This is a genomic window from Burkholderia sp. KBS0801 (genome assembly GCF_005937855.2).
Classification (GTDB): domain Bacteria; phylum Pseudomonadota; class Gammaproteobacteria; order Burkholderiales; family Burkholderiaceae; genus Burkholderia; species Burkholderia ambifaria.
On the sequence record NZ_CP042179.1, the window covers coordinates 847,126 to 859,196 of the forward strand.

At 59.8% G+C, this 12,071-nt stretch carries 10 protein-coding genes and 2 pseudogenes; 9 read left to right on the top strand and 3 right to left on the bottom strand.

Annotation, left to right across the window (positions count from 1 at the left end; translation table 11 throughout):
* Nucleotides 1-181 precede the first annotated feature (181 nt).
* From FFI87_RS33340 to FFI87_RS33360, 6 genes and pseudogenes are all read left to right on the top strand, one after another.
* The gene (locus FFI87_RS33340; RefSeq protein WP_138850632.1) at nt 182-1,183 is read left to right on the top strand and encodes a bestrophin family protein; all 1,002 of its coding nucleotides are present in this window, start codon (nt 182-184) and stop codon (nt 1,181-1,183) included.
* Between the two features lie 456 nt (nt 1,184-1,639).
* Nucleotides 1,640-2,419, top strand: a complete 780-nt coding sequence (locus FFI87_RS33345; protein ID WP_138850633.1) for an acetoacetate decarboxylase — start codon at nt 1,640-1,642, stop codon at nt 2,417-2,419.
* Nucleotides 2,420-2,434: 15 nt separating this feature from the next.
* Nucleotides 2,435-2,530, top strand: a pseudogene (locus FFI87_RS35415) (3-hydroxybutyrate dehydrogenase); the annotation flags it as partial.
* Nucleotides 2,531-2,553: 23 nt separating this feature from the next.
* A pseudogene (locus FFI87_RS33350) lies at nt 2,554-2,847 on the top strand (SDR family oxidoreductase); the annotation flags it as partial.
* Nucleotides 2,848-2,857: 10 nt separating this feature from the next.
* On the top strand, nt 2,858-4,147 hold the full coding sequence (locus FFI87_RS33355) for a DUF3734 domain-containing protein (RefSeq protein WP_138850634.1): 1,290 nt from the start codon (nt 2,858-2,860) through the stop codon (nt 4,145-4,147).
* 134 nt (nt 4,148-4,281) lie between these two features.
* Entirely contained in the window at nt 4,282-5,259 is a 978-nt protein-coding gene (locus tag FFI87_RS33360) for a VTT domain-containing protein (protein ID WP_012371960.1), read from the top strand.
* Nucleotides 5,260-5,463: 204 nt separating this feature from the next.
* Here the strand turns inward: FFI87_RS33360 and FFI87_RS33365 are convergent, their stop codons facing one another.
* Nucleotides 5,464-6,378 carry a LysR family transcriptional regulator gene (locus tag FFI87_RS33365; RefSeq protein WP_012371961.1) on the bottom strand — a complete coding sequence of 305 codons (915 nt, stop codon included), beginning with the start codon at nt 6,376-6,378 and terminating at the stop codon, nt 5,464-5,466.
* A gap of 169 nt (nt 6,379-6,547) precedes the next feature.
* Between FFI87_RS33365 and FFI87_RS33370 the strand changes: the two genes are divergently transcribed.
* From FFI87_RS33370 to FFI87_RS33380, 3 genes are all read left to right on the top strand, one after another.
* Nucleotides 6,548-7,981 carry a YfcC family protein gene (locus FFI87_RS33370; protein ID WP_138850635.1) on the top strand — a complete coding sequence of 478 codons (1,434 nt, stop codon included), beginning with the start codon at nt 6,548-6,550 and terminating at the stop codon, nt 7,979-7,981.
* Between the two features lie 25 nt (nt 7,982-8,006).
* On the top strand, nt 8,007-9,212 hold the full coding sequence (locus FFI87_RS33375; protein WP_138850636.1) for a M20 aminoacylase family protein: 1,206 nt from the start codon (nt 8,007-8,009) through the stop codon (nt 9,210-9,212).
* A 487-nt stretch (nt 9,213-9,699) separates the two neighbouring features.
* Nucleotides 9,700-10,026: a hypothetical protein gene (locus FFI87_RS33380; RefSeq protein ID WP_012371965.1), complete on the top strand. Its 327-nt coding sequence runs from the start codon at nt 9,700-9,702 to the stop codon at nt 10,024-10,026.
* 424 nt (nt 10,027-10,450) lie between these two features.
* Here the strand turns inward: FFI87_RS33380 and FFI87_RS33385 are convergent, their stop codons facing one another.
* Nucleotides 10,451-10,933, bottom strand: a complete 483-nt coding sequence (locus FFI87_RS33385) for a hypothetical protein (protein ID WP_261378663.1) — start codon at nt 10,931-10,933, stop codon at nt 10,451-10,453.
* 223 nt (nt 10,934-11,156) lie between these two features.
* Nucleotides 11,157-11,792, bottom strand: coding sequence for a hypothetical protein (locus tag FFI87_RS33390; RefSeq protein WP_138850637.1), 636 nt, complete (start codon nt 11,790-11,792; stop codon nt 11,157-11,159).
* Nucleotides 11,793-12,071: the final 279 nt, after the last annotated feature.

A 12,071-nucleotide genomic window follows, 5' to 3' on the forward strand; every position in this document is an offset into this window, starting at 1 on the left:
CATCGTAGGTCGACGCGGCATTGCGCAGTAGATCCGCAAGCGTGCTCACGATGTTGCCTCCTTGGCACCAATCGACCTCATCCCGGCCGAATCGATCGCAGGCATGATGCGTGACGGAAGATCGCGCGCGACCAACGCGCCATATTCGTCACCCACCTGAGTTATCGATGAGGCAAATAAAATGCATCTCGGCAAATCGTACAAACTATCGGAATTTCTGATCTGGACTCGCTGGAAGATTTACGAGCTTCTCATTTTCGGTTCCGTGCCGGTCATCCTGTATCAATTCTTTTCCGTCACATGGCTGTCGATACCCCTGACGATCGTGGTCCTCCTCGGAACCGCGACGTCGTTTATCGTTGGCTTCAAGAACGTCCAGACGTACAACCGGGCAATGGATGCGCTGGACATATGGACCGACATCCAGGGCAAAAGCCGTCGCTGGGGGCAATTCACGCGCGACTTCGTGACGGATGAAGAGGTTGCCAGAAAGCTGGTCTATCGACACCTCGCCTGGTTGACCGCGCTGCGATACGACCTGCGCCGTCCTCGTGTCTGGGAAAGCACGAACAAGCGCCACAACGCGGAGTACCGTCGCTTCTATCGCGTGCCGGAATGGGAAAAGGACGTCAAGGAAATACTGCCCAAATACTTGTCTCCTTCTGAAGCGGAACAGGCTCTCTCGTCCGCTTCCATTACGACATTCGTGCTGGGCCTGCAAGGCAGTTCGCTAAAAGCACTTCACATGGCCGGCCATCTGAATTCGAATTTCCATATGGAACTTCAGAAAGCCATTGGAGACTTCATCGATCTCCAGTCACGATCGGAACGTTTCAAGAATTTCCCCTATCCGCGTCAGTACGCGACTGTCAGTTCCCTGTTCGTCCGGTTTTTTTGCCTGTCGCTTCCGTTCGGTCTTCTGAACGAATTCAACCGTCTGAACGATGGCGTGAGCGGCTTCATGCACGGCAATATGGTCTGGCTGGTGGTGCCATGCAGTGTCGCGGTGTCGTGGATGTACACGTCGCTCGATCAAGTTGGCGAAAGCACGGAGAATCCGTTCGAAGGCGGCGCGAACGATGTTCCCATTTCGACGCTGTGCGGCACGATCGAGCGAGATCTGAAAGCAATGCTCGGAGAACCTGAAGCCGGTTCGTCGAGCCACGCCATCATCGCGCTATAGCGAATCCGTCGTCTTCCGGCCCCGCGTCGGACCACTACAGTTTCGTGCTTCTGGCTGGAAGGCGCACCGCAGACGCGGCAGACAACGGCGATGTGCAGCCCCTCTGCGTCGACGTCGCCGCCAGCAACGACCGATGTCGTCTTTCGAGTGGCACCGGATTGCCACACCTCGATCATTGCTTCCCGCACCTCCTGTCGTCGATTGTTGTCGCCAGGACAACATGGTGAGGTCCATCGCAGCGCTACTGCCGCAAGACCACATCGACTACGCTTGGCCCTGACGGTGGCCGCATATGCCGCGCGCTGCATCCGGGAAACAAGCGCGTCACCGCAAGAGCAACGTGCAACCGCGCGCGGCAAGTCTGCGCCGCGCTGCGTCCTCGCACGTCATTGGCCGTGCCGGCCGAGGCTGGCGCGATGGGTGTGACACCGCACCTCCCCAACCGAGGAACGATCCGTGACAGAAGAAGACATCCGCCACAACGCGTTTGCGATGCCCGTGCATAACCCGGCATATCCGCGTCCGCCCTTTCGCTTCATCAATCGGGAGTACTTCATCGTTTCGTACGAGACGGACATGGACGCCCTTCGATCCGTCGTTCCGGAACCGCTGACAGTCGACCATCCCATCGTTCATTACGAATTCATTCGCATGCCCGATTCGTCCGGATTCGGCGACTACACGGAGAGCGGTCAGGTGATCTCCGTCCTCGATGAGGACGGCAATCGAGCCAATTTCACGCACGCGATGTACCTCGACGATGAAGGGCCGATCGCGGCCGGACGCGAAATCTGGGGATTTCCAAAGAAGCTGGCGTCGCCGACGCTCTGCGTCGATGGCAAGGACACGCTGCTCGGGACGCTCGACTACGGCACGCAGCGCATCGCCACCGGAACGATGGGCTACAAGTATCGCGCCCTCGACACGGCGATCGAGCGCCGCAAGCTCGCCGACACGCCCAACTACCTGCTCAAAGTCATTCCGCACGTCGATGGTTCGGCTCGCATTTGCGAACTGGTTCGCTTCTTCCTGCGCGATGTCGACGTGATCGGCGCATGGGAGGGACCTGCCGCGCTTGAGCTGCATCCGCACGCACTCGCATCGGTCGCCGATCTGCCGGTTCGCCGCGTGATCGGCGCGCGCCACATCATTGCGCATCTCACGCTCGATATCGGCGAAGTGGCCTATGACTATCTCGCCCCTGCCGAGTCGCTGAAACTCGCAGTCAACCAATAAGCTCCCGGAGGACGTATGGCACTGGATGACAAGATCGCGCTCGTGACGGGCGCGGCAAGCGGTATCGGCGCGGTGTGCGCGCGCAAGCTCGCGATGGACGGCGCGATGGTCGTTATCGCGGACCTGAATCTCGAGGCTGCGCGAAACGTTGCCGACGACATCGTCGGCAACGGCGGGTGCGTGCCAACGTCGTGTGCCCCGGTTTCGTCAGGACCCCGCTGGTCGACAAACAGATCCCCGAGCAAGCGAAGGTCCTCGGCATCTCGGAACAACAGGTCGTCAGGGACGTCATGCTGAAAGAGACGGTCGACGGCGAATTCACGTCGCTGGTCGATGTCGCGAACACGGTTGCCTTCCTGGCCGGCTTCGAATCGAACGCGCTCACCGGGCAATCGATCGTCGTCAGCCACGGCTGGTTCATGCAGTAAGGAGAACGCCATGTATTCGAGCCAGCGTAACAAGCTGAAGCAGCCTCCCCACATCAAGCTTCCCGCTTATGACGAAATCGGGCTCGTGCTGCAGGGCGGCGGCGCCCTCGGCTCATACCAGGCCGGCGTATACGAGGGTATGGCCGAGGTCGGCGTGGAACCGACGCGCATCGCCGGGGTATCGATCGGTGCGCTGAACACGGCGATCATCGCAGGCAATGCGCCCACGGATCGAACGGAAGCACTGCGCGGCTTCTGGAACACCGTCAGTCAGCCGACCGATCCTCTCTCGCACTTCGGCAATTACGTGTCGGCGTGGCCCGGGCTGGAAGACATCGGACGCAGGTGGTCGAGCGCATGGGCCGCAACGCGCACGTTGATGGAAGGCCAGGACGGTTTTTTCTCCCCGCGCTCGCATGCGCCTTTCGCCGGGTTCGGCAGGAAACGCCCCGACCAGATCAGCTATTACGATACGTCGGCGTTGCGTGAAACGCTGTTGCGGTACGCAGACTTCGATCGCATCAATGACGGAAACATTCGCGTATCCGTCGGCGCGGTCAATGTGAGAACGGGCAATCTCGTCTATTTCGACAATTCGAAAATGCGTCTCGCACCCGAACATTTCATCGCCTCCGGCGCGCTGCCGCCGGGCTTTCCGGCGGTCGAGATCGATGGCGAGTTCTACTGGGACGGCGGACTGGTTTCCAACACGCCGCTGACCGAAATCATCAGGGAAAGCCAGCACAAGGACACGCTCGTTTTCCAGATCGATCTGTGGAGCTCGCGAGGCAAGTTGCCCGGCGATTTCCTCGACGTCAGCGAGCGTACCAAGGACATTCAGTATTCAAGCCGCACGCGAGCCATCACTGCGTTCATGTCGCAGAACCAGAAGCATGCGCAGATGATCAAGGCGCTGCTCGAACACATTCCCGAACACGTGCGGCGTGCGCATCCGTTGTTGCAGGAGGCGCAGAAGACGGCCGATGGCAGCGCAGTGAACGTCGTGCACCTGATCTACAAGAACAAGGCGTTCGAGGGGCACTACAAGGACTATGAATTCAGCAAGGACACGATGCGCGAGCATTGGGCGAGCGGCCTCGAGGATATTCGGCGTTCGTTCGGACACCCGGACTGGTTCGATATCCCGAACCGCGAAATCGGCTTCGTCACGCGGGACGTTCACCGCTATCGGCAGGACGTCAATGAAACGGAAGGCCGAGGCGCGGACGCTTTTCCGCTAGCGAAACGCTCGCGGGAGCGGGAGCGGGAGCAGGAGCGGGAGCCGTCCGTCACCAGGTAATGCGTTGCGATACTTCCTGTGAGCCGGAAGATCACGGTCACGGCCAGCGAGTAGCCGGCGGCGGGCAGACGGATTCAAGCGGAACAAGGAACGATCTTCGAGATCGGGTATGTGCGAGCCTCAAGGAGAACGCCATGATGTCGCATGAAATGATTTCGCGGTACGGTACGTTGATCGTATTCCTGAATGTGTTCGGCGCTTCGCTCGGCCTGCCGCTGCCTGCCATACCGACTTTGATCACGGTCGGTGCAGGCGTTGCGCTCGTCACGCATGTTGCATCTTCGACATTGCTGCATTTCTCGACGATACTCGGCGCCGCCGTGATTGGCGGCTTTCTCGGCGATCTGGTCTGGTTTCAGGGCGGCAAACGGTACGGCAAGCGCACGCTTCATACCGTGTGCAAGCTGTCGCAGTCCCGCGAAGCATGCGTCAGGACGACAGAGCGCTTTTTCGGGCGATGGGGCGTTCGTGTGCTCATCGTTGCGAGATTCGTGCCCGGCCTGTCCCTCGTTGCCGTTCCGCTATGCGGTGCGATGGCCGTCAGGTTGCGCTCGTTTGTCTTGCACGATTGTGCGGGCATCACACTGTGGGCGTCGATCGGACTGGCGATCGGCACGCTATTCGCTTCGCAGATCGATGCGATTTTCGCGTTTGTCGCCCGTCTTGGCTGGCGAGCGCTGATCGTCGTCGTCATCGTTCCGGTGCTGTATGTCCTGTACCGCTACTGCCGCAGACTCATGCTGGCAAACGCGCTCGGTAAGGCGCGGATCAGCGCGGGCGAATTGCATGCCTTGCTCGCGAACCATCCGCGGCCGGTTGTGATCGATATTCGCTCCGCCGAGCGACGGATGCTCGATCCATTCCTCATTCCGGGCGCGGTAATTGGCGACGAACGAAAGACCCGCCAGATCATGGAGCGCCATGGAACGAACCGGACACTCGTCATCTATTGTGCGTGCCCGAACGAAGTATCTGCAGTGTCCGTGGCCAGGCAGTTGCGGCTGTCCGGCATCAAGCTGGCGTTGCCGCTTGCAGGTGGCATCGAGGCATGGCGCGCCGCGGGCTTCGACGTCGAGCCGATGATCGCGACGCACGAGCCGGCGATTGGCTGATATGTGTCTAGATCCGATCTCTCGGTCGGTATTAGATCAGGGCTGTGATTGCTTCGGGGTTACCTCATGAAGGGCCGTGATCGGACCCGCAAGAGACGTTCGAGCCTGCACGAACGAGGAAACAACAGTCGTCCGCCCCGCTATGTCGATTGCAAAAATGCCGAGGTGCGAATGTGCTGAATACAACCGGTGCTGCTTCTATTGCTACACAGTCGACATTAGCCTGACAATTTCCCGCAGGAGATAGTTCGCGGCCGGGCCAAGTCGCCGTCCGGCCCGTGTTATCACGTAGCGGTCAAATGTACGCGCGATTGGATGGTCGATCGGCACGGCCTTGACCTGACCCGAGGCAATTCTCTCCTGGGCTGCGCCGCGCGTCATGAATGCAACAGCCAGGTTCTGTGCCGCAATTGCAGCGGCCGTCGAAAACCGATCACAGCGAAATGCAGGCATGTACGTGCGTCCGATATCGGCGAGGATCGCGTTGACATGGGCCTGCAGCCCGAACTCCTCGGGCATAAAGACCAGGCGCTCGTTGGCGAGATCTTCCATCTTCACCGATTTGCGCGACGACATCGGATGGTCGACCGAAAAGATCGCGCATAAGGGCTCGCTCTGGAACATGCGCGCGTTCAGAGTCGGATCGGTCGAAGCACCGATGGACACGCAGATGTCGACCAGGTCCTCACGGATCATGGAGATGAGCTGGGGAAGCGAGCCGGTGCGCAACTCCACGACGATGCCGGGGTATCTGTCGAGGAAGGGTTTCAGGGCAACCGCCACCAGACTAGTCACGATGCCCTCGCCTGCGGCGATGGTAACCTGCCCGCGCCGCAGGCCGCGGTATTCCTCGAGTTGAGCGCGAAATCGGCGGGCATTGCGCTCGCAATCGCGGAAATAATCGACCGCCATCTGACCCGCTTCGGTCAACTCCATGTTTCGCCCACGACGCGTGACGAGCGAAAGCCGAAGCTCGCGCTCCGCAAGGGCGACTTGCCGGCTGATCGTCGACACGTTTACATGCAGGCCAAGTGCCGCCTGACGCATTCCGCCGAATGCCGCGATCGCGACCAGGTATTGCAGCGTGCGTTCCGAGAGACTCCGTTCGAGGGTATCCAAGCCAGACTCAAGTGTTGCATTCAATGCAACATTTTCGCAGCTCAACAGACAACTTTCCACTCAGATTTTCGTCGATACTCCGCCCATGGCCGGTCAGGGAACGCGCACGTTCCCGAGCCGAACGGAGACAGAGCGGATGACCGCTCGAAAGCATCGATGGAGGAGCAACATGAACGACGTCAGCAGGCAAGTCGAGAGCGTGGAGCAACGGCGGCCAGCCCGCGCGAACGGCGGCAGGGAGCCGATCAGCCCCTATGTGCTGCTGTTCGTCATGCTAGTGGCGGCGGTGATCGCGACATGGGTCGTCCCATCGGGCGAGTTCTCGCGGACGGTCAGCGATGGCGTCAGCCTCGTTGTCCCCGGCAGCCTGAAACCGGTGGCTCGGCACGGCGTGTTGCCTGGCGAGATGTTTGTCGCGCTGGCCAAGGGAATGATCGCGTCCGCGCCGATCATCTTCCTCATCCTGTTTACCGGCGGTGCGCTGGCGGTGCTCGAGGAGACCGGGGCTGTTCGTAGCGCGCTCGCATTGGCCGCTCACCGGGAAGGCGCGCGGACGCACATCACCGTCATCGTCCTGTGCGTCGTCTTTTCGCTGCTCGGCACCCTGGGTGTCGTGACGAATTCGGTCGTGGCGTTCGTCCCGCTTGGACTGCTGCTGGCCGAATCGATGGGGCTGTCGAAGGAAATGGGGGCTGGCCTGATCTATCTGAGTACCTATGCGGGCTTCAACACGGGCATCCTCAACCCGGTGACGACCGGACTGACCCAGCGTCTGGCCGGCCTGCCGATGTTTTCAGGCATGACGTTCCGCGTGTGCATCTACATCGCTTTCGTCGTGGCCACCATCATTTTTCTCGTCGCCCGGCTTCGCTCGAGTCGAGTGAACGGCGCGGCGGTTTCCGCCTCGACGCCGTCGATGGGCAGGGCCATGCCGCCGCCGTCTCCGCGACGCCCCGACACCCGGCAACTCGTCGTCGTCGGCATCGTGCTCGTCTGCCTGTCGGTATTCGTCTATGGTTCGTCGACGCGGCACTGGGCCGAAACCGAGATGATCGCGATGTTCCTCGTCATGGCGATTGCCGGCGGGATTGCGAGCGGCATTCGACCGGGCGAGATTGCGGACACGTTTCTGCATGGCTGCAGCGGACTCGTCAAGGGTGCGCTCGTGGTGGGGATGGCGCGAGCCATCTCGATCGTCCTCACCGACGGGAAGATCCTGGACCCGATCGTCGACATGCTCGCCGGATGGCTTGCCCCGCTCAATTCAACGGCGGCCGCGATCAGCATGTTCGCGAGCGCCGCGTTGATTCACGTCGGAATCTCGTCCGGATCGGGCGAATCGGCGGTGCTCATCCCGATCTTCGCTCCGCTGGGCGACACGTTGCACCTGACCCGCCAGGTGACGGTACAGGCCGTGCTGCTCGGCGAAGGCTTCATCAACTGTTTCAACCCGACTTCCGGTGTGCTGATGGCGGTCCTCGCGACCTCCGGTGTTTCCTACGTCAAGTGGCTGCGTTTCGTTGCGCCCCTGCTGGTCGCCTGGTTCGGCATCTGCATCGTCGCCATTGCAGCCGGCGTCGCCATCCATTTGGGCCCCTTCTAGTCCGCCGCTTCTTCCTGGATCGAACATGCTATTACCCGACCTCAGTTCCGTCTCCGACCTCGAACCGCTTGCCGACGACATGCGCAAGCTCCGCTATACGCTGCATTGCTGCCCTGAACTCGCGTTCGAGGAAGTGGAGACCGCGGAACTCGTTGCGAATCGTCTGAAGGAATACGGCTATTCGGTCGAGACGGGAATCGCCGAGACGGGCGTCGTCGGCACGCTGCGGCTGGGTGCGAGCGAACGCAGCATCGGGATCCGGGCCGACATGGACGCGCTGCCGATCGACGAGCTCAACACGTTCGACCACAAGAGCCTGCTTCCGGGACGGATGCATGCCTGCGGTCACGACGGGCATACCGCCATGCTGCTCGGCGCGGCGCGATACCTGGCGCAGCGCAGGCAATTCGATGGCACCGTGAACCTGATCTTCCAGCCCGCCGAGGAGCGCGGCTATGACAGCGGTGCCAAGCGAATGGTCGAGCAAGGGCTATTCGAGCGGTTTCCCTGCGATGCGGTGTTCGCGATGCACAACCACCCGGGCGCTCCGGCGGGCACGTTCATGTTCCGCAAGGGCAACTTCATGGCCGCGGGCGACCGCGTTTTCATCAAAGTCGTCGGCAAGGGCGGGCACGCTGCCCGCCCGCATCTGGCAAACGACCCGATCGTCGCGGCAGGCAGCATCGTGATGGCCTTGCAGACAATCGTGTCCCGCAATGTCGATCCGACCCAGTCCGCCGTTGTAACCATCGGACGGATAGCCGGTGGATCGGCGCCCAATGTCATTCCGGGCGAGGTCGAATTGAGCATCAGCGCTCGATCGTTCGACGCGGACGTCCGTCGGATGCTGAAGGAAAGAATCATCGGGCTCGTGCACGCGCAGGCCGACAGCTACGGCCTCACGGCCGTCGTCGATTACGTGGAGGGCTATCCAATGGTGACGAACACCGATGCCGAAACGGAGCTTGCGATCCAGGTCGCGAAAGAACTGGTCGGCGACGATCGGGTCACGGAACAGATGGCCCCATTGATGGGGAGCGAGGACTTCGCGTACATGTTGCAGGCGCGCCCCGGTGCCTTCCTGCGGATCGGTAATGGCCCGACCGATGGCGGGAACATCCTGCACAGCGCGACCTATGATTTCAACGACCAGAATCTGGTCGTCGGTTCCGCCTTTTGGGCAAGACTGGTGGAACGTTATCTGCCTTCGAACGTCGGCAACGGCCGATGATGCAACAATCATCATCGATGCGCGATTGGTCGATAACCAAGCGAAGCCGACGCTCGAATGTCGACCTACACCCGCATCGAACGACGGCTCCTGGCCGGTTTCTGTCTTTTATCGATCGCTTACCGATGGGACGACGAGTCCGGCATCCAAGGCCATGCGTATTCGGGGTAAGGAGCCCCTGCAGTTCCTTGCATGCTCCCAGGGCGCAAGCGCACAGGAGATATTGCCTCGAGAAATCAGTCTGCGCCTTCGGCAGTGCACGGAGTGTCACGTCGATGTCGCATCCTGGCGGCCTGCCCGGATTACTACTCCCTGCGGTAGTGGCCTACACTAGAACTTACACGTTCCGCGGGCTCGGTTGCAGCTTTGATGCAATGCAGTGTTGCCGCCGGCCGATTGAAGCGAGCGACTGGCGATACCACGGGCAACGCCGGAGTTAACTGTTGCCTGAGCGCATCTGGAACCGACGTTCAAGGAGGAGGTCATCATGTTGCAAGCCAGTGAAATCCAAAAGCGCTTTACCCATCTGCAGCAAACCGTGAGCGAGGCATCACGTACCTGTCACGCCGACAGGACGATTCCAAAGGACCTGATCAACTGGGTGGATGAGTTGGACAAGGAATGCAAATCGGCGAAGAAGCTCATGGCGTCCAACGATGAAGATCGTATGCGGCAATGCGTCGACGATCTCGAACGAATCGGTGATCGTGCAGAGCGTGCTTGCCAACAGGCCGGCAGTCTTGATGCCAAGATCATGAATGCAGTAAGTACGATGCATTCGGAACTTTCCGATCTAAAGCGACAACTGCATTGACGTACCCGACAGCCCCGGTTTCATGTATGTTTCACGCCGGGGCTGTTTGCCCTTCGGGCCGCACTTTGACACGCCGATAGGCAATATCAACGACTGGACCTTACCGGCACCCGCTGTTTGTGAACACGCGGCGCAACAGTTCGAGCACTTGCACGCGGGTCCTGAAGCAAGGGCACTTTATGCGCTGATGCGATTGATCGAGGGGCTTGATCCGTCCTTTCGGGATTGATCGCAGCCGTGGTGGTCGCGCCCATGCGAGCGCGATTGGGCAAGCCCACCCCTAATCTGTGCTCGCGCTCGCAGATCATCAGCGGACCGGAGTCGACCCGAAGCGGCCGGTCGGCACCCTACAAAGCAGCCATTCGGTCGCCGGGCTGATAACCACCTCGATGAGAAAGAGTCATACGCGCATGCGGAATCTCTCTCAGGGTGTTGTATTACGAGTTACTGCCTCGAAAAGCGTTATGTCACGCGTGACTAAAAACAGGCCGGGTGTGCCTGCACCGAGCACGTGCAAAGGCTCCAACTTGGCGACCTGCCTCCAGAATTCTTCCGTGTACGTATCACCGACGTTGAGCGGACTAAACCCTAAACGATTCACGAAATTTGCATGGGGCTCAAATTTCATAAACCTATCGTACACGTACCACTCGTCAAAGCCTGGCATCGGAAGTTGAGATACCACCTTGACTAACGGGCTGACCGCGAGTCTGTCGATCTTCGACCATCCCGCCGTGAATTCTTCGTCGGTCGGCGTATATGGCCCGCTGTCACAACTTGCAATTGCAACATAGCGCCCTAGCACTAACTCCGGACAGCGTAGAACTAAGTCCTCGATATCCCCGTCAGTGCCGTCGCTCCATTCGACAATCCGATAGCCGGCACGTTCGCCTGTGCTTAGATACATGGCAGCCTCCGCTGGCAGCCGTCCGCGTCAAGAGGGCAAGAGGGCAAGAGGGCAAGAGGGCAAGAGGGCAAGAGGAACGTTACCCTGAATTAACCGGCGATGATATGGATTTGCCCGCGCAATTCAATGACCGCAACCGATAGCTGCCGCTCGCCATCGCCGACAACCAGCCGGATGGCGAACTTCGACCGATCCCGTGCGGGCCGCGGGTAAACTCGGACAGTCACGGGACCGTTCGCTGGCTTGCACCCCGTCCTTTGGCTGCGTGAATGTATGCGTTTGTCTGCCACTCCTCGTAACCTAGAAGGAACCCTTCCATGCGCTCAAGCGATTCGCTCCAGCCGGTCGCTTGCGCCGTATGCCTAAGAAGGATATAGGCGTCAATACGCCACGCTTCGTCCGGTCTCGCATACAAAATGCGTCTTGTGCGGTAGCCCTTCCGAATTTCCGTTTCGACGTACTCTCTCTTGAGAAACCGTCCATCCGCCACATAGTGATCGAATAGCTTCTCTGGAATCAGGCTACCGTCAGTCAACGATGGGTATTCTTCGCTGAAGGCGGCAAAGGGCTTAATACCGTCAAGCATCAGCGCAAGCTCTCGATTTGTATGGACCTGATAAGGAAGGTCATCGAGCCAACAGCGGGGTCTCAGAATTGCATGGGTCGACTCTCCAACGGAAAAACCGAAATGCGCTGCGAATCTAACCGTCTCGTGCGTGCTCAATTCATAGTCGCCGTCTGAAGCAAATTCTTCGTCTTCCAACAGAGAAGAAATAACAGACGAATCGGGCACTTCGATTGGAAAGCTCTTTGCCGGACTCGCCGTGTTCACGTCAATTGTTTCCAGTATGAATTTCATGACCATGTCGAATTCCCCGGCGGTTGGTGCTGAAGATTGTCGCCAATCTAGCCTCGTCAGTCCAATGACGGCTCCTGGCTGAACTGAGTCAGACACTCTGACGCTGTCTGCTTGGTCTAGTCCAGACTTATACAGCTGACAACAGCGGGGGCAAAGCGCATGCGATCCAGCGGTCGCTCCTGAGGGACCTGCTCGTGTCCGATGTCGCACAATGCGTCGGCGAACCGGGCATCGCGCCGCCCGCGACAGCATGAACCTTTTAATGCTTCGGCTATCCGC